Below are 18,424 nucleotides of genomic sequence, written 5' to 3'. Positions count from 1 at the left end.
TGGCCAGATGACGACGACGGGAGAGCCGATGCGTACGCCGCGCCAGCCGTCCCAGCACTCCGTGACCGACCGCCCCTGGTCCTTCATGGATGCCCGCCCTGCGGCTCAGGGCATGTACGACCCCCGCGACGAACACGACGCCTGTGGCGTCGGTTTCGTGGCCACCCTCACCGGCGAGGCGAGCCACGCGCTGGTCGAGCAGGCGCTGACCGTACTGCGCAATCTCGAACACCGGGGTGCCACCGGCTCCGAACCCGACTCCGGGGACGGCGCCGGCATCCTTTGCCAGGTGCCCGACGCGTTCTTCCGCGAGGTGGCCGGATTCGATCTGCCGGCCGCCGGTTCCTACGCGGTCGGCATCGCCTTCCTGCCCGAGGGCGGCACCTCCGAAGCTGTCTCACGGATTGAGACGATCGCCGCCGAGGAGGGCCTCACGGTCCTCGGCTGGCGCGAGGTCCCGGTCGCCCCCGAGCTGCTCGGCGCGACCGCCCGCTCGACCATGCCCGCCTTCCGGCAGATCTTCGTCGGCGACGGCGTCAGCGAGGGCATCGCGCTCGACCGCAAGGCGTTCGTCCTGCGCAAGCGCGCCGAGCGGGAGGCGGGGGTCTACTTCCCCTCGCTGTCCGCCCGGACCATCGTCTACAAGGGCATGCTGACCACCGGCCAGCTGGAGCCCTTCTTCCCGGACCTGTCCGACCGCCGCTTCGCCTCCGCGATCGCGCTCGTGCACTCCCGGTTCTCCACGAACACCTTCCCGTCGTGGCCGCTCGCGCACCCGTACCGCTTCATCGCGCACAACGGTGAGATCAACACCGTCAAGGGCAACCGCAACTGGATGCGCGCCCGCGAGTCCCAGCTCGGCTCGGACCTGTTCGGCACCGAGGACAACCTGTCGCGGACGTTCCCGGTGTGTACGCCGGACGCCTCCGACTCGGCGTCCTTCGACGAGGTGCTCGAACTGCTGCACCTGGGCGGCCGCTCGCTGCCCCACTCCGTGCTGATGATGATCCCGGAGGCGTGGGAGAACCACGCCTCCATGGACCCGGCCCGGCGCGCCTTCTACCAGTTCCACTCCACGATGATGGAGCCCTGGGACGGCCCCGCCTGCGTCACCTTCACCGACGGCGTCCAGGTCGGCGCCGTACTCGACCGCAACGGCCTGCGCCCCGGCCGCTACTGGGTCACCGACGAGGGCCTGGTCGTCCTCGGCTCCGAGGTCGGCGTCCTCGACATCGACCCCGCCCGCGTGGTCCGCAAGGGCCGCCTCCAGCCCGGCCGCATGTTCCTCGTGGACACCGCCGAGCACCGCATCATCGAGGACGACGAGATCAAGGCGTCCCTCGCCACCGCGCAGCCCTACGGGGACTGGATGGAGGCCGGGGAGATCGAGCTGGGCGACCTGCCCGAGCGCGAGCACATCGTGCACACCCACGCCTCCGTCACCCGCCGCCAGCAGACCTTCGGCTACACCGAGGAAGAGCTGCGCGTCATCCTCGCCCCGATGGCCAAGGCCGGCGCCGAACCCATCGGCTCCATGGGCACCGACAGCCCCATCGCGGCCCTCTCCGAGCGCCCCCGGCTGCTCTTCGACTACTTCACCCAGCTCTTCGCCCAGGTCACCAACCCCCCGCTGGACGCCATCCGCGAGGAACTGGTCACCTCCCTGCGCTCCTCGCTCGGCCCCTCGGGCAACCTGCTCGACCCGACCGCGGCCTCCTGCCGCTCGGTCCTGCTGCCGTTCCCGGTGATCGACAACGACGAGCTGGCCAAGCTCATCCACATCAACGCCGACGGCGACATGCCCGGCTTCAAGGCCGCGACCCTCTCCGGCCTCTACCGGGTCTCCGGCGGCGGCGAGTCCCTGGCCGCGCGCATAGAGGAGATCTGCGCCGAGGCGGACGCCGCCATCGACAACGGCGCCCGGCTGATCGTCCTGTCCGACCGGCACTCCGACGCCGAGCACGCGCCGATCCCCTCGCTGCTGCTCACCGCCGCCGTCCACCACCACCTCATCCGCACCAAGCAGCGCACCCACGTGGGCCTGCTGGTCGAGGCCGGTGACGTGCGCGAGGTCCACCACGTCGCCCTGCTGATCGGCTACGGCGCGGCCGCCGTCAACCCGTACCTGGCGATGGAGTCCGTCGAGGACCTGGTCCGCGCGGGCACCTTCCTGCCCGGCATGGAGCCCGAGCAGGCCATCCGCAACCTGATCTACGCCCTCGGCAAGGGCGTCCTGAAGGTCATGTCCAAGATGGGCATCTCCACCGTCGCCTCCTACCGGGGCGCCCAGGTCTTCGAGGCCGTCGGCCTTGAGGACGAGTTCGTCGCGAAGTACTTCGACGGCACCACCTCCAAGATCGGCGGCGTGGGCATCGACGTCATCGCGCGTGAGGTCGCCGCCCGCCACGCCAAGGCGTACCCGGCCAGCGGCATCGCGCCCGCGCACCGCACCCTGGAGATCGGCGGCGAGTACCAGTGGCGCCGCGAGGGCGAGCCGCACCTGTTCGACCCCGAGACGGTCTTCCGCCTTCAGCACTCCACCCGCGCCGGCCGGTACGACATCTTCAAGAAGTACACCGACCGCGTGAACGAGCAGTCCGAGCGCCTGATGACGCTGCGCGGCCTGTTCGGCTTCGACTCAGGGCGGGCGCCGATCCCGGTGGACGAGGTCGAGCCGGTCTCCGAGATCGTCAAGCGCTTCTCCACCGGCGCCATGTCGTACGGCTCCATCTCCCGCGAGGCGCACGAGACGCTCGCCATCGCGATGAACGAGCTGGGCGGCAAGTCCAACACCGGCGAGGGCGGCGAGGACCCGGACCGGCTCTACGACCCGGCCCGGCGCAGCGCCATCAAGCAGGTCGCCTCCGGCCGCTTCGGCGTGACGAGCGAGTACCTGGTCAACGCCGACGACATCCAGATCAAGATGGCCCAGGGCGCCAAGCCCGGCGAGGGCGGCCAGCTGCCCGGCCACAAGGTCTACCCGTGGGTCGCCAAGACCCGGCACTCCACGCCCGGCGTCGGCCTGATCTCCCCGCCCCCGCACCACGACATCTACTCCATCGAGGACCTGGCCCAGCTGATCCACGACCTGAAGAACGCGAACCCGCAGGCGCGGATTCACGTCAAGCTGGTCTCCGAGGTCGGCGTCGGCACGGTCGCGGCGGGTGTGTCCAAGGCGCACGCGGACGTGGTGCTCATCTCCGGCCACGACGGCGGTACGGGCGCCTCCCCGCTGACCTCGCTCAAGCACGCGGGCGGTCCCTGGGAGCTGGGCCTCGCCGAGACCCAGCAGACCCTGCTGCTCAACGGGCTGCGGGACCGGATCGTCGTCCAGACCGACGGCCAGCTCAAGACCGGCCGTGACGTGGTGATCGCCGCGCTGCTCGGCGCCGAGGAGTTCGGCTTCGCCACCGCGCCCCTGGTCGTCTCCGGCTGCGTGATGATGCGCGTCTGCCACCTGGACACCTGCCCGGTCGGCATCGCCACCCAGAACCCGGTCCTGCGCGAGCGGTTCAACGGCAAGGCCGAGTACGTCGTCAACTTCTTCCGGTTCATCGCCGAAGAGGTCCGCGAACTCCTGGCCGAGCTGGGCTTCCGCTCCATCGAGGAGGCCGTCGGCCACGCCGAGGTGCTGGACGTCGAGCGCGCGGTGAACCACTGGAAGGCCCAGGGCCTGGAGCTGGCCCCGCTGTTCCACGTGCCCGAGCTGCCCGAGGGCGCGGCGCGCCACCAGATCACCACCCAGGACCACGGCCTGGAGAAGGCGCTCGACAACGAGCTGATCAAGCTCGCCGCCGACGCGCTCGCCGCCCCGGACGCCGCCGAGGCCCACCCGGTGCGCGCCCAGGTCGCCATCCGCAACATCAACCGCACGGTCGGCACCATGCTCGGCCACGAGGTGACCCGGAAGTTCGGTGGCGCGGGCCTGCCCGACGACACCATCGACATCACCTTCACCGGCTCGGCAGGGCAGTCCTTCGGCGCCTTCCTGCCGCGCGGAGTCACCCTCCGCCTGGAGGGCGACGCCAACGACTACGTCGGCAAGGGCCTCTCCGGCGGCCGGATCGTCGTCCGCCCCGACCGGGCGGCCGACCACCTCGCCGAGTACTCCACCATCGCGGGCAACACGATCGGCTACGGCGCCACCGGCGGCGAGCTGTTCCTGCGCGGCCGCACCGGCGAACGCTTCTGCGTCCGCAACTCCGGCGCCCTGGTGGTCTCCGAGGGCGTGGGCGACCACGGCTGCGAGTACATGACCGGCGGCCACGCCGTCGTCCTCGGCCCGACCGGCCGCAACTTCGCGGCGGGCATGTCCGGCGGCATCGCCTATGTGATCGACCTCGACCGGGACAACGTCAACCCCGGCAACGCCGGCGCGATCGAGCCCCTGGACGCCGCCGACCGCGTCTGGCTGCACGAGGCCGTGCGCCGCCACGCGGAGGAGACCGGCTCCACGGTCGCCGCCAAGCTGCTCGACGACTGGGACCGGGCCGTCGAGCGGTTCAGCAGGATCATCCCCAGCACCTACAAGGCAGTGCTCGCCGCCAAGGACGCCGCCGAGCGAGCCGGTCTCTCCGAGACCGAGATCACCGAGAAGATGATGGAGGCGGCGACCAATGGCTGATCCCAAGGGCTTTCTGAACCACGGCCGCGAGGTCGCCCGCACCCGCCCCGTGGACGTGCGCCTCAAGGACTGGAACGAGGTCTACGTCCCCGGCTCCCTGCTGCCGATCATCAGCAAGCAGGCCAGCCGGTGCATGGACTGCGGCATCCCGTTCTGTCACAACGGCTGTCCGCTCGGGAACCTCATCCCCGAGTGGAACGACTACGCCTACCGGCAGGACTGGGCCGCCGCCTCCGAGCGGCTGCACGCGACCAACAACTTCCCGGAGTTCACCGGCCGCCTCTGCCCCGCCCCCTGTGAGTCGGCCTGTGTGCTGGGCATCAACCAGCAGCCGGTGACCATCAAGAACGTCGAGGTCTCCATCATCGACAAGGCGTGGGAGACCGGGGACGTCGCCCCGCGCATCCCCGAGCGCCTCTCGGGCAAGACCGTCGCCGTCGTCGGCTCGGGCCCGGCCGGCCTCGCCGCCGCCCAGCAGCTCACCCGCGCCGGGCACACGGTCGCCGTCTACGAGCGCGCCGACCGCGTCGGCGGCCTGCTGCGGTACGGCATCCCCGAGTTCAAGATGGAGAAGCGGCACATCAACCGCCGCATAGAGCAGATGCGCGCGGAGGGCACCCGCTTCCGCACCGGCGTCGAGATCGGCCGCGACCTCAAGGCGACCGACCTCAAGAAGCGCTACGACGCGGTCGTCCTGGCCGTCGGCGCCACCACCGCCCGCGATCTCCCCGTCCCCGGACGGGAGTTGAGCGGCATCCACCAGGCGATGGAGTACCTGCCGCTGTCCAACAAGGTCCAGGAGGGCGACTATGTGGCCCCGCCGATCTCGGCCGAGGGCAAGCACGTCGTCGTCATCGGCGGCGGCGACACCGGCGCCGACTGTGTGGGCACCGCCCACCGCCAGGGCGCGGCCTCCGTCACCCAGCTGGAGATCATGCCCCGCCCGAACGACGAGCGCCACGCGCTGAACCAGCCCTGGCCGACCTTCCCCATGCTCTACAAGGTCACCAGCGCCCACGAGGAGGGCGGTGAGCGGGTCTACTCCGTCTCCACCACCCACTTCGAGGGCGACGAGGACGGCAACGTCCAGTGGCTGCACCTGACCGAGGTCGAGTTCATCGAGGGCCGGCTGACCCCCAAGCCGGACAGCGAGCGCAAGATCCCCGCCCAGCTGGTCACCCTCGCCATGGGCTTCACCGGCACCGACCGGGACAACGGTCTGGTCGAGCAGTTCGGTCTCGACCTGGACGAGCGGGGCAACATCGCCCGCGACGCCGACTTCCAGACCAACGTGCCCGGCGTGTTCGTCGCCGGTGACGCCGGCCGCGGCCAGTCCCTCATCGTGTGGGCCATCGCCGAGGGCCGCTCCGCCGCCCGCGGTGTGGACCGCCACCTCACCGGGGCGAGCGACCTGCCCGCCCCGATCCGTCCGACCGACCGCGCCCTGGCGGTCTGACGGCCCCACCACCGGATGTCCCGTACAACGACGTACGCGGCATCGGGCGGCGCCTGCCCGACAGTCCCCGACCGGACGCCCCGGCAGGCGCCGCCGCCTGTCCGGGGCCGGGTGCGGAAAGGGCGCGAAGGCGCCCGGCTCAGGCCATGGTGCCCGTGAAGCCCGCCACCTTCACCCACGCCAGCACCAGCAGCGCCACCACCAGCGCCGCGCACGCGCCCGTCTGGATCAGCGTCCGGCGCTTGTCGCGGGGCGCGTAGGCGTACGCCAGCGTCACCAGACCGCCCGTCAGCAGGCCGCCCAGGTGCGCCTCCCAGGACGTCATGAACGCCGAGACCACCAGCCACACCAGCAGCCCGGTCATGTACTGGTTGACCGCCCGCATGTCGTAGCCCAGGCGGCGCCCCATCACCCAATACGCCGCGCCCAGGCCGAAGATGGCGCCCGAGGCGCCGATCGTCAGGTCGTCGGGCGCGACCAGCAGCACCAGCACCGAACCGCCCAGCGCGGAGAGCAGATACAGCCCGAGATAGCGGGCCCGCCCCAACTGGGTCTCCACCACCCGGCCGATGCTCCACAGCGACACCATGTTCATCACGATGTGCACCATCCCCATGCCCTCGTCCGGCGGCATGTGCAGGAACTCACCGGTCAGCAGCCGCTCCCACTGCCCGCCCGCGAGGCCCTCCGGGCGCAGCACCGGGTCGTAGGGGTACTGCCACAGATAGTGCCCGCCGTGCGGTCCGAGCAGCCCCGCGCCCAGCATCCCGAACCGGTCCACCAGGGACGGCCGGGCCAGCTCGCAGAGGTAGGCGAGCACGTTCAGGCCGACCAGCACGTACGTCACCAGCGGCACCGCGCTGATCCTGCCGCCGAACGCCGTCCGCGCCTGCCGGACCGACCGCGTCCCCTCCTTCACGCACTCCACGCACTGGTGGCCGACCGCCGCCTCGCGCATGCAGTCCGGGCAGATGTAGCGGTCGCAGCGGGTGCAGCGGACGTGCGACTCCACCCTGGGATGGCGGAAGCAGGTGGTCACGTCGGACTCGGCGGTCACGGCCGGCTCCTCGGGGAGAACTCGGTGAAGACTGGACAGGAAGAGCCGGTGGGGCGGCGGCGAACAAACTATCGGACCGGGGCGGACGGCGGGGGAACGACGGGGGAGGGCGGAGGGAGCGCCGGCCGTCCTGCTGTGATCACCTGATTTCCCGACACCGCGTCATCGCCCCGAAGCCCGCGCACTCTTAGGGATGACAGGTGCGGCGAGGCACGTCCGCGCTGGTGGGAGGGCGTGCTGATGATGTCCCGGATCATCGCGCCCCACCGCAGTCACCCGGCCCGCCCCTCGCGGGCCGCTGCGCCGTGCGCGGATCCGGAAGGAGCCGGCCTTGTCCGAGCAGAACGAGCAAGCCGAGCGCGGCGTCGGAGAGTTCACGCTCACCGGCCCGCTGTCCGCCGCCCCGCGCGCCGGGTACACCGCCCCCGAGCCCGACGAGAAGTGGGACCTGCCGGGCGGCTTCGCCCACGTCTACTACGGCTCGGGCCACCGGGGCCTCGTGCGGCCCGTGCTCATGGCCGACGGCTTCAACCTCGGCCGCAGCGACCTCGACTGGCTCTACGCGGGTCTCGACGGCGGCCACCCCTTCCTGACCGAACTGCGCCGCCGGGGCCGGGACGTCATCCTGATCGGCTTCGAGGAGCGCACCGCGTCGATCCTCGACAACGCGCAGACCGCGACCGCCGCCATCATGCGGGCCATCGCCGAACGGCTCGGCGGCACCCGCCTCACGGTGGGCGGCTTCAGCATGGGCGGCCTGATCACCCGCTACGCGCTGGCCAGGCTGGAGACGCAGCGCATGGACCACCAGACCGGCGTCTACTTCTCGTACGACACCCCGCACCGGGGCGCGTACATCCCCGTCGGGCTCCAGGCGTTCTCGCACTTCATCCCCGTGCCGAACGACTTCGCCCGGCAGATGGACAGCCCCGCCGCCCGCCAGATGCTGTGGCGCCACTACGACCCGAAGAGCGGCGAGAGCGGTGTGGCCCCCGAGCGCACGCAGTTCCTCCAGGAGCTGTCCCGGGTCGGCGACTGGCCCCGCATCCCCCGCCTCCTCGCGGTCGCCAACGGCCGGGGCGACGGCACCGGCATCGCCGTACCGCCCGGCGAGACCGTGCTCAAGGCCGACAAGGTCTACCCCGGCACCGCCTTCTACGCCCAGGCCCAGGGCCGCAACGTCACCGTCGCCGAGCTGAAGCGGCGCTTCCCGGCCGCCGAGAAGACCATCACCACCAGCGACTTCCCCGAGCTGGACGGCGCCCCCGGCGGCACCCTGCGCTCCTACGGCATCCTCGCCGACGCGCTGAAGAAGGCGGGCGCGCAGGTGGACCTGCGGCACCCGGAGATCTCTTTCGTGCCCACGGTCAGCGCGGTCTCGATCCGCGACCTGGACCAGCAGAAGGACCTGTACGCGGCCGTCGAGGACCTTCCGCCGAACGAGTCCGACGTCGACGACTACCTCTGCTCCTCCGAGACGACGGCCCACACCGCCGTCACCGGGGAACTGGCGTCCTGGCTGCTCGACCGGCTGCCGGACTGACCCCCGGCCCGCGGCTCAGGTGTCGCACTCCAGCACCGTGCGGCACAGCCCGCACCGCGCCTTGACCCGGCCCCGCACCGGCACCCTGATCCGCTGGTGGCAGACCGGGCAGTCGAAGGAGACACGCGGGCGCCCGTCGGCCCCGGAGGTGAAGGTGTACCCCGCCTCCGGGTCCGGGGGGCCGTGCGGCGGGCGGCGCCGGTCGTGCGCGTGCCGGTCGTGGGCGTGCCGGTCATGGGTGTAACGGAGCCGGGCCAGTCGGCCCGCCGTCGTCAGCGGGGGCCTGCGCTCGTCGTGCCGGGCGCGGGCGAGACCCCTGGCGTACGCGTCCGCCGCCTGCGGGCTCGTGAACCACACCGCCGGGTCCTCGTGGAACAGCAGGGCCCGCTTGGCCAGCACGTACCCGAACTCCTCCGGGGTGAGATAGCCCAGCTTCTGCGAGGCCGGGCCGTGCTCGCGGTAGGCGTCCAGGAGCAGCCAGCCCGCGCCCAGGTAGACCGCCACCGTGTCGGTCAGGATCTCGTTCTCCGCCGTGGTCGGGAAGGCCAGGCCGAGCCGGTGCAGATAGACGTGCGTGACCTCGTGGGCGAGGGCCGCGCCGATGTCCTCGCGGTGGGTGCGGAAGCGGTCGTTCAGCTCCACGAAGTACTCCGGGCCCGCCGCCAGCTCGACGTTCGCCGCGTGGGTCATCTCCCGGAAGCCCACGATCAGCCGGGCGTCCGGCAGCCGGAAGTGCCGCACCAGCTCGCGCGCCACCCGCTGCGCGCCCAGATGCAGGTCGTCCGCGTCGCCGAAGGCCACGTCGGCCGGGGCCACACTGGCCGAGAAGGTCTCCACCACGTCGTACGACAGCCGCTTGTACAGCGCGGTGACCGCCCGCCGTACCGTCGCCAGATGCGGGAAACCGTGCTCGACCGGTCCGCCGTTCGCCACGTCCGCACCCCCAAAGACGCCGGGAAGCCCCCTCCACCATAGGGCCGCCCCGACCGTCCCGGAACGGCGCCGGGCCGCGCCCCGTAGGGTTGTCGCCCATGACCATCAGCAACACCGGTACCGGTGACGTCGAGCCCGAGGTCCGCGAGGAGCTGGAGCGGCTGCGGGCGAGCATCGACAACATCGACGCGGCCGTCGTCCACATGCTGGCCGAGCGCTTCAAGGCCACCCAGCAGGTCGGCCGCCTCAAGGCCCGCCACCGGCTCCCCCCGGCCGACCCGGCCCGCGAGTCCCGCCAGATCGCCCGCCTGCGCAGCCTCGCCGAGGACGCCCGCCTGGACCCGGCCTTCGCCGAGAAGTTCCTCAACTTCATCGTGGCCGAGGTGATCCGCCACCACGAGCGCATCGCCGAGGACACGGCGGCGAAGCCTCCGGCGAGTTGACGGGGGTGGCCGAGGGCCCCCGAATCCGGTGCCGGCGGCCACACCCGGCGTGCGTCTCGGCCGCCCCGTCCGCCGGCGTCCACCGGCCGAGCGCGGCCGCGCGCCCACGCTGACGCCGACAGGCATGCGGGGCGCGCGCTGCGGGAGGACATGCCCGGCGTGCATCACGGCTCGGGCTGTGTAGCGACTGGGGATTCGTCTCACCACCCGTTGCCGCAGGCGGCAGCGAGCGCGGCCGTTTCCGACGGCTGGCCGGCATCCGTGGCACGCGCGTGCGGCCGCACCTCACGTGGGCCGCTCCGGCGAGGACACGGCCAGGCCTCCGGCGAACTGAGGGAGGAGCGGGACACGAAGCCTCTGGTGAGCCGGGGGAAGAGCGGGCGAGGGGCGGACATAAGCCATGTACCGGTCCGCCTCTGTCCGGCACCGGCGGCATCGGGCAGCATGGCCTGCATGTCCGTACTGACGCGCGACGAAGCGCAAGCCCGAGCACAGCTCATCGACGTCCACCGCTACACCGTCGACCTCGACCTCACCACCGGGGAAGAGACCTTCGGCTCCCGTACCGTGATCGCGTTCGGCGCGCGGTCCGACGGGGACACCTTCGTCGAGCTGAAGCCCGCCGAGCTGCGCTCCGTCACCCTGGACGGACAGCCGCTGGACCCCGAGTCGCTGGACGGCAACCGGCTGCCGCTGAAGAACCTCACCGAGGGCGAGCACGAGCTCACCGTGGACGCCGTCATGCGCTACTCGCGCACCGGCGAGGGCATGCACCGCTTCACCGACCCCACCGACGGCGAGACCTACCTCTACACCCAGCTCTTCCTGGACGACGTCCAGCGCGTCTACGCCGCCTTCGACCAGCCCGACCTGAAGGCCGTCTTCGACGTCACCGTCACCGCCCCCGAGGAGTGGACCGTCCTCGCCAACGGCGTCACCGAACACCTCGGCGAGGGCCGCTGGAAGGCCGCCACCACCCCGCCCATCTCCACCTACCTCCTCGCCGTCGCCGCCGGCCCCTGGCACTCGGTGTACACCAAACACCGCGGCCTGCCCTTCGGCATCCACTGCCGCCGCTCGCTCGCCCCCCACCTCGACGCCGACGCCGACGAGATCCTCGACGTCACCCGCGCCTGCTTCGACCGCTACCACGAGAAGTTCGCCGAGCCCTACCCCTTCGACTCCTACGACCAGGCGTTCGTCCCCGAGTTCAACGCCGGCGCCATGGAGAACCCCGGACTCGTCACCTTCCGCGACGAGTTCGTCTACCGCTCCGCCGTCACCGACACCGAGCGGCAGACTCGCGCCATGGTCATCGCCCACGAGATGGCCCACATGTGGTTCGGCGACCTCGTCACCCTCAAGTGGTGGGACGACATCTGGCTGAACGAGTCCTTCGCGGAGTACATGGGCTACCAGACCACCCTGGAGGCCACCCGCTTCACCGAACCCTGGGTGGAGTTCGGCGTCACCCGCAAGGCCTGGGGCTACGACGCCGACCAGCGCCCCTCCACCCACCCCGTCGCCCCCGAGGCCGTCGACGACACCGCCGCCGCCCTCCTCAACTTCGACGGCATCTCCTACGCCAAGGGCGCCTCCGCGCTGCGCCAACTGGTCGCCTGGCTCGGCGAGAAGGACTTCCTCGCGGGCATCAACATCCACTTCGAACGGCACCGCTTCGGCAACGCCACCCTCGCCGACTTCATCGACTCCCTCGCCGCCGCCACCGAACGCGACGTCCACGCCTGGGCCGACGCCTGGCTGCGCACCACCGGCGTCGACAAGCTCAGCGCGCACATCGGTTCCGCCGAGGACGGCACCCGCACCCTCACCGTCGAGCACGAGGGCGGCCGCCCGCACCGGATCACCGTCGGCCTCTACGACCACGACCTCACCGAGGAGGGCCGCCTCACCCCGCGCGCACCCCTCGGCCTCGACATCCCGCACGAGGGCCCCGCTTCCATCGGCAAGCGCCCCGCGCTGGTCGTCCTCAACGACGGCGACCAGACCTACGCCAAGATCCGCTTCGACGCCGACTCCTTCGACACGATCCGCACCGGCCTGTCCGGACTGCCCGACCCGCTCACCCGCGCGGTCGTCTGGAACGCCCTGCGCGACGCCGTACGCGACGGCGAACTCCCGCCCGCCGCCTACCTGGAGACCGCCCGCGCCCACCTCCCGCTGGAGAGCGACCTCGCCCTCGTCGAGGGCGTCCTCGCCTTCGCCATCGGCAACATCGCGCTGCGCTACCTCACCCCCGAGGAGCGCCCCGCCGCGCTCGCCACCCTCACCTCGCTCTGCCGCGACCTCATCCGCCGCACCGAGGACGGCGACAACCCCGGCCTGCGCCTGATCGCCGTACGCCGCCTCATCGACGTCGCCGCCCACCCCGAGACCCTCGACGCCTGGCTCGCCGACGGCACGGTGCCCGGCGGACCCGAGCTCGACCCCGAGCTGCGCTGGCGCATCCTCGGCCGGCTCGCCGTGCTCGGCGCCACCGACGAGGCCGCCATCGCCGCCGAGCTGGAGCGCGACCCGTCCGCCAGCGGCCAGGAGGGCGCCGCCCGCTGCCGCGCCGCCCTGCCCGACCCGGAGGCCAAGCGGGCCGCCTGGGACGCGATGTTCACCGGCGACGACCTCTCCAACTACCTCTTCAAGGCCGTCGCCCAGGGCTTCTGGCAGCCCGAACAGGCCGACCTGGTACGGGAGTACGTCACCCGCTACTTCAAGGAGGCCCCCGCCCTCGCCGCCCGGCGCGGCCCCGCCATCGCCGCCGCCGCGGGCGTCTGGGCCTTCCCCCGCCACGCCGTCGACCGCGAGACCCTCACCCTCGGCGAGACCTGTCTGCGCGAGGACGCCCCGCCGACGGCCCTGCGCCGCAAGCTGATCGACGAACTCGACGATCTGGGGCGGGCGTTGCGCGTACGGGGGGAGTAGCAGCCGACAGGGGCGCCGGGCGTCGGACGCCGGGTGCCCGGCGTCGGGTGCCGGGCGTCGGGCCGTGCGGTCAGGCGGAAGCCGATCTGCGCAGCACCGCCCGGCGCGGCGCCCCCGTACCCCCGCCGGCCGTGTCCGTCTCGGGGGCGTCCAGGGCGAAACCGAGGCAGGTCAGGAAGCGCTCACCCGGCACCCACCCCGGCGGAACCGTCGCCGTGACCAGCGGGGGCTCGCCGAAGCGGGGGAGCAGCGCCTCCGCCACCGCCCGGCCCAGACCCCGCCCCCGCGCCCACGGCGCCAGCAGGAACAGCCCCACCGCCACCGCCCCCGGCTCGGGATGGTCCCGTACCGCGTCGATCACCCCCGCGATCTCGCCGTTGCGCTCCACCACCAGCAGCGCCTTGGCCGCCGGATCCGCGCCCGCCGGCAGCGCGTAGAACAGACTCTGCACGTCACCCGGCCCCGACGGCAGCCCCGTCGCCGCCAGGAACCAGTCCTCGCACTCCTCGAACAGCCGGAGCAGCGGCCCCTCGTCGCGGGGGTCCACCTCCCGGACGAGGACCCGCTCACCCGGGACATCGATCGGCCACACCTCGTTCATCCCGCCGACGATAGGCCCGTACACGCACTCCTCCGACGTGTTTTCCCCGCACGGCAGTACCCACGACCGGCTTCGGTCGTTGGACATCGCGGACACCCGGCCCCAAATCCGCCCGGCCGGAGGTCCCCCGCCCCGCAGGAGAGCCCATGAGCACCCCGCCCCTCGCCGCCGGACCCCACGGCCCCGACGCGCTGCGGCCCCTGCTGGACACCGTGCTCGACGCCCTCGCGGCGGGAGCGGCGGAGCGGGGCGGACCACTGCCCGCCGGAGGACCGCACACCGTGGAAGCCCGGGCCGAGACGATTCTCGGGGACGTCCTGCCCGAGCACGGCGACCCCGACGCCCTGCGCGCCCTCGTCCACCTCCTCGCCGCCGGAGCCGCCGACCCCGCCGACCCGCTCTGCGCCGGCCATCTGCACTGCCCGCCGCTCGCCGTCGCCACCGCCGCCGACCTCGCCGTCAGCGCCCTGAACCCCTCCCTGGACTCCTGGGACCAGGCCCCCGCCGCCTCCGCCCTGGAAGCCCGCGTCACCCGCGCCCTCGCCCGCGAAGCCGGACTCGCCGACGCCCTCGTCACCACCGGCGGCACCGAGTCCAACCAGCTCGCCCTGCTCCTCGCCCGCGAGACCCACGGCAGCGCCCTCACCCTCGTCTGCGGGGCCAACGCCCACCACTCCCTGCCCCGCGCCGCCTGGCTCCTCGGCCTGCCCGCCCCGCTCGTCCTGCCCACCCCCGACGGCACCCTCGACCCCGCCGCCCTCGACACCGCGCTCGCCGGACTCCAGGGCCCCGCCCTCGTCGCCGCCACCGCGGGCACCACCGACGCCGGACTCATCGACCCGCTCCCCGAGATCGCCGCCCGCTGCGCCGCCCACCACGCCCGCCTCCACATCGACGCGGCCTACGGCGGCGGACTCCTCTTCAGCGACCGCCACCGCGCCCGGCTCACCGGACTCGACGCCGCCGACACCGTCACCCTCGACCTGCACAAACTCGGCTGGCAGCCCGTCGCCGCCGGACTCCTCGCCGTAGCCCGCCCCGCCGAACTGACCGCCCTCCACCAGCGCGCCGACTACCTCAACGCCGACGACGACACCGACGCCGGCTACCCCGACCTCCTCGGCCGCTCCCCGCGCACCACCCGCCGCCCCGACATCCTCAAGACCGCCGTCACCCTCAAGACCCTCGGCCGCACCGGACTCGCCCAGCTGGTCGACCAAGTCTGCGCCCGCGCCGAGGAGTTCGCGGAACTCGTCCGCGACCACCCCCGCTTCGAGCTGTACGGCGCCCCCGGCATCAGCACCGTCCTGTTCCGGCCCGCCCACGCCCCCGACGACACCGTGGCCGCCGTCCGCCGCACCCTCCTCCACCAGGGCCGCGCCGTCCTCGGCCGGGCCCGCGCCGACGGCCGCCTCTGGCTCAAGGCCACCCTCCTCAACCCCCACACCCGGCCGGACGACCTGGCCCACCTCCTGAAACTCGTCGAAGGACACACGCCCAGATGACCCAGCCCCCACGGCACGAGCCCGCATCCCCCCGCGACCTCGTCGGCATCGGCATCGGCCCCTGCAACCTCTCCCTGGCCGCCCTCGCCCACCCGCTGGCCGAACTCGACGCCGTCTTCTACGAACAGCGCCCCGGCTTCCACTGGCACCCCGGCCTGCTCATCGACGACGCCACCCTCCAAGTCCCCTTCCTCGCCGACCTGGTGACCCTCGCCGACCCCACCAGCCCCTGGAGCTTCCTCAACTACCTCCGCGCCCGCCAGCGCCTCTTCCCCTTCTACTTCGCCGAGCACTTCCACATCCGGCGCGCCGAATACGACGCCTACTGCCGCTGGGTCGCCCGGCACCTGCCCGGACTGCGCTTCTCCCACCAGGTCGACACCGTCCGCTGGGACCCCGAACGCGAGGTCTTCGAGGTCGACTTCACCCGCCTCGACACCGAAGGCCAGGCCGAATCCCTCGGCCGCACCCGCGCCCGCAACCTCGTCCTCGGCATCGGCACCGCACCCCACGTCCCCGAACCCCTGCGCCCCCTCGCCGCCGCCCCCGGCGTCCCCGTCCTGCACGCCGCCGACTACCTCACCCACCGCGACACCCTCCTCGCCGCGGCCCACGTCACCGTCGTCGGCTCAGGACAGTCCGGCGCCGAGGTCTTCCTCGACCTCCTGCGCCACCGCCCCCAGAGCCGCGAGGGCCTCCACTGGATCGGCCGCACCCCCGCCTTCGCCCCCATGGAGTACTCCAAGCTCGGCCTGGAACACTTCACCCCCGACCACACCCGCTACTTCCACGCCCTGGCCGAACCCGTCCGCGACCGGCTCGTCCCCGCACAGTGGCAGCTCCACAAGGGCGTCGACGCGGGCACCCTCGCCGCCATCCACGACGAGCTGTACCGGCGCACCCTCCACGGCGGCTGGCCCGACGCCGTCCTCACCCCCGGCGTCCACGTCCGCACCGCAGGGCGCCTCGGCACCGGACAGGTCGAACTCCACCTCGAACACCACGACCAGGGCAGCCGCACCCGCCTCGCCACCGACGCCGTCGTCCTCGCCACCGGCTACCGCCAGCGCCCCCTGGACGGCGTCCTCGCCGGACTCGCCCCCCACCTGCGCCGCGACAGCGCCGGACGCCCCCTGATCGACGACGAGTTCCGCCTCGTCCTCGACCCCGCCGTCACCGGCGCCGTCCACGTCCAGAACGCCGAACTCCACACCCACGGCGTCGGCGCCCCCGACCTCGGACTCGCCGCCTGGCGCAGCGCCCGCATCCTCAACTCCCTGACGGGCAAGGAGCAGTACCCCCTGCCCACCCGCACCGCCTTCACCACCTTCGGACTCCACCCCCAACGCACGAACCCCGGCGACGGCAGGACTCATCAGGTCCGCACCGTCGCCGGGGCACCGGTCTAGCGACAGAAGGCTTCTAGAACACCTTCTAGAACACCGGGGTGCCGTTCCGCGTCAGCTTCCAGTCCACCGACGCGAAGTCCTTCGGATCCAGCTCACCCTTCGCCGTCACCCACTCCGCGATCCGGGTCCGGATCTCCGTGGACTCCGACCACAGCTCCTTCGCCGACGCCACATACGGGAAGGCGCCCCCACCGTTCGCCCGGTAGTTGTTCACCGCGAACACGAACTGCGCGGCATCGTCCAGCGGCGCCCCGCCGAACGTCACGTTCTTGATCCGCGACCCGGCCGGCTGCGCCACGTCGATGTCGTACGACAGCCCGGACACATAGTCGTAGTTGTAGTCCGGGCGGTCGTTCGCGTTCGTCAGCCTGTCCACGTCCACCGGGGCACCCGGCGCCGTCTGCACGAAGTACTCCGCCGAGTACTCCAGGTACGCCCGCACCTGCGCACCCGTCAGCAGCTTCGCCACCAGCGTGTTGTCGTACACGTACAGGCTCGACAGATCCCGGATCGTCACATCGCCCGCCGGGATCTCACTCGTCCGCGAGAACGGCGACGCCTGCGACAGCACCGGCAGCGACGCGTACGCGGTGCCCGCCAGCGCGGCCTTGACCACGTCCTCCTGCACCTTGTTGATCAGGTCGATGATCGGCGCGTCCTTGTACCGCGCGTCCACCGTCGTCAGCGTCTCGGTCGCCCGGCCCACCACCTGGTTGACGTACGCGACCACCTTCGTGTGCTCCGCCGTCAGCAACCGGGTGATCTTCGGGTCGTCCGCGACCGTCCGCGAGTCCCGCAGCGACGCCGCGACCGACTCCACCTCCCACTTCCCCCGCCGCAGCACCAGCTCCACGTCGAACAGCGTCAGCCGCTCCGCGAAGCACAGCGGCTCCGACAGCACGACCGTCTTCCCCGACTTCTCGTTGACGACCCGCAGCTCCGGGATCTCCACATGCGCGTGCCCCACCAGAATCGCGTCGATCCCCGGCACCTGCCGCGCCACGTTCGCCGCCGCGTTCTCCACGTACGGCACCTGGTCCCCGTACGACGACGTGCCCGACGTACCCGAGTGCGCCGAGACGATCACCACGTCCGCACCCATCGAGCGCAGCCTCGGCACCCACTTCGCCGCCTGCTCCTCAAGCCCCTCGAACGCCAGCTTCCCCTGGACGTACGCCTTGTCCCAGATCGCGATGCCCGGGTTCGTCAGCCCCAGCACCGCCACCTTCACCGGCGGCGCCCCCGGCACCCGGTACTGCTTCATGACGTACGGCTGGAACGCCGGCTTCAGCGTCTTCGCGTCCACCGCGTTCGCGCCCAGCAGCGGAAAACGCAACTGGCTCTCGAACTTCCGCAGCGTCTCGATGCCGTAATTGAACTCGTGATTGCCCAGCGCCGCCGCGTCGTACCCGATCGCGTTCATCGCCAGCGCCATCGGATGCACCGGACCGCCCTTGGCGGTGATCGGGTCCACCTTGGCGTAGTAGTACGTCAGCGGGGTGCCCTGGATCGTGTCGCCCGCGTCGATGAGCAGCGTGTTGTGCCGCCCCTTCTCCGCACGGACCTGGTTCACCAGCGTCGAGATCCGCGACAGACCCAGCGCGTTGCCCGCCGGGTCGGCGTACTCCGCGTTCTTGAAGTAGTCCCAGTTGAAGACGTGCCCGTGCAGATCGGTCGTGCCCATCACGGTCAGCGCGTACCGCTTCTCGTGGTGCCTGCCGTGCTGGTCGTGCTCGCCGTGCGTGGCGGGCGCGGCCTCGGCCGCCGGCGCCCCGACTCCGCCCGCGACGGCCACCCCCGCCCCGGTCACGGCGGACTTCTTCAGGAACTTCCGGCGGTTCAACGACATCGGTGGCCTCTCTCGGCACGATCGGACAACGCGCGTAGATTGTGCCGGGCCACGCCCCGCCGCAACA

General features: G+C 72.1%; 11 protein-coding genes. 7 read left to right on the top strand and 4 right to left on the bottom strand.

Going from position 1 to position 18,424, the window contains the following annotated elements; all coding sequences use genetic code 11:
* The first annotated feature begins 112 nt into the window (after window positions 1-112).
* Together gltB and AB0898_RS20255 are read left to right on the top strand one after the other, a co-directional pair.
* Window positions 113-4,624 (top strand): glutamate synthase large subunit, encoded by a 4,512-nt coding sequence (gene gltB / locus AB0898_RS20260; protein WP_366804457.1) that lies wholly within the window; start codon window positions 113-115, stop codon window positions 4,622-4,624.
* Window positions 4,617-6,080, top strand: a complete 1,464-nt coding sequence (locus AB0898_RS20255; RefSeq protein WP_366804323.1) for a glutamate synthase subunit beta — start codon at window positions 4,617-4,619, stop codon at window positions 6,078-6,080. The genes gltB and AB0898_RS20255 overlap by 8 nt, the downstream gene beginning before the upstream one ends.
* A gap of 139 nt (window positions 6,081-6,219) precedes the next feature.
* Here the strand turns inward: AB0898_RS20255 and AB0898_RS20250 are convergent, their stop codons facing one another.
* Complete coding sequence (locus AB0898_RS20250; RefSeq protein ID WP_366804322.1) at window positions 6,220-7,137, bottom strand: rhomboid family intramembrane serine protease; 918 nt, start codon at window positions 7,135-7,137, stop codon at window positions 6,220-6,222.
* 331 nt (window positions 7,138-7,468) lie between these two features.
* Between AB0898_RS20250 and AB0898_RS20245 the strand changes: the two genes are divergently transcribed.
* Window positions 7,469-8,680, top strand: a complete 1,212-nt coding sequence (locus AB0898_RS20245) for a hypothetical protein (RefSeq protein ID WP_366804321.1) — start codon at window positions 7,469-7,471, stop codon at window positions 8,678-8,680.
* 15 nt (window positions 8,681-8,695) lie between these two features.
* Here AB0898_RS20245 and AB0898_RS20240 read toward each other — a convergent pair whose 3' ends face one another.
* The gene (locus AB0898_RS20240) at window positions 8,696-9,613 is read right to left on the bottom strand and encodes a hypothetical protein (protein ID WP_366804320.1); all 918 of its coding nucleotides are present in this window, start codon (window positions 9,611-9,613) and stop codon (window positions 8,696-8,698) included.
* 98 nt (window positions 9,614-9,711) lie between these two features.
* On the opposite strand from AB0898_RS20240, the gene AB0898_RS20235 reads away from it, so the two are divergent.
* Entirely contained in the window at window positions 9,712-10,056 is a 345-nt protein-coding gene (locus AB0898_RS20235) for a chorismate mutase (RefSeq protein WP_366804319.1), read from the top strand.
* A gap of 453 nt (window positions 10,057-10,509) precedes the next feature.
* Window positions 10,510-12,993 (top strand): aminopeptidase N, encoded by a 2,484-nt coding sequence (gene pepN / locus AB0898_RS20230; protein ID WP_366804318.1) that lies wholly within the window; start codon window positions 10,510-10,512, stop codon window positions 12,991-12,993.
* Window positions 12,994-13,063: 70 nt separating this feature from the next.
* Here pepN and AB0898_RS20225 read toward each other — a convergent pair whose 3' ends face one another.
* On the bottom strand, window positions 13,064-13,594 hold the full coding sequence (locus AB0898_RS20225) for a GNAT family N-acetyltransferase (RefSeq protein ID WP_366804317.1): 531 nt from the start codon (window positions 13,592-13,594) through the stop codon (window positions 13,064-13,066).
* A gap of 146 nt (window positions 13,595-13,740) precedes the next feature.
* Between AB0898_RS20225 and AB0898_RS20220 the strand changes: the two genes are divergently transcribed.
* Both AB0898_RS20220 and AB0898_RS20215 read left to right on the top strand, forming a co-directional pair.
* Window positions 13,741-15,099, top strand: coding sequence for an aminotransferase class V-fold PLP-dependent enzyme (locus tag AB0898_RS20220; RefSeq protein ID WP_366804316.1), 1,359 nt, complete (start codon window positions 13,741-13,743; stop codon window positions 15,097-15,099).
* The gene (locus tag AB0898_RS20215) at window positions 15,096-16,508 is read left to right on the top strand and encodes a SidA/IucD/PvdA family monooxygenase (RefSeq protein ID WP_366804315.1); all 1,413 of its coding nucleotides are present in this window, start codon (window positions 15,096-15,098) and stop codon (window positions 16,506-16,508) included. Before AB0898_RS20220 ends, AB0898_RS20215 begins: the two co-directional genes overlap by 4 nt.
* A gap of 25 nt (window positions 16,509-16,533) precedes the next feature.
* Here the strand turns inward: AB0898_RS20215 and AB0898_RS20210 are convergent, their stop codons facing one another.
* A complete protein-coding gene (locus AB0898_RS20210) occupies window positions 16,534-18,357 on the bottom strand; it encodes a 5'-nucleotidase C-terminal domain-containing protein (RefSeq protein WP_366804314.1) in 1,824 nt (607 codons plus the stop codon).
* Between the last annotated feature and the right edge of the window lie 67 nt (window positions 18,358-18,424).

Source organism: Streptomyces sp. NPDC005435 (assembly GCF_040703155.1).
In the GTDB taxonomy this organism is placed as follows: Bacteria; Actinomycetota; Actinomycetes; order Streptomycetales; family Streptomycetaceae; genus Streptomyces.
Note: the sequence above shows the minus strand (reverse complement) of the source record. Positions and strands in the feature narration are given on the sequence as shown.

Coding starts and splice junctions, on each gene's coding strand:
- gltB (WP_366804457.1), top strand. CDS start 113: ATGTACGACCCCCGCGACGAACACGACGCCTGTGGCGTCGGTTTCGTG.
- AB0898_RS20255 (WP_366804323.1), top strand. CDS start 4,617: ATGGCTGATCCCAAGGGCTTTCTGAACCACGGCCGCGAGGTCGCCCGC.
- AB0898_RS20235 (WP_366804319.1), top strand. CDS start 9,712: ATGACCATCAGCAACACCGGTACCGGTGACGTCGAGCCCGAGGTCCGC.
- pepN (WP_366804318.1), top strand. CDS start 10,510: ATGTCCGTACTGACGCGCGACGAAGCGCAAGCCCGAGCACAGCTCATC.
- AB0898_RS20225 (WP_366804317.1), bottom strand. CDS start 13,594: ATGAACGAGGTGTGGCCGATCGATGTCCCGGGTGAGCGGGTCCTCGTC.
- AB0898_RS20220 (WP_366804316.1), top strand. CDS start 13,741: ATGAGCACCCCGCCCCTCGCCGCCGGACCCCACGGCCCCGACGCGCTG.
- AB0898_RS20215 (WP_366804315.1), top strand. CDS start 15,096: ATGACCCAGCCCCCACGGCACGAGCCCGCATCCCCCCGCGACCTCGTC.
- AB0898_RS20210 (WP_366804314.1), bottom strand. CDS start 18,357: ATGTCGTTGAACCGCCGGAAGTTCCTGAAGAAGTCCGCCGTGACCGGG.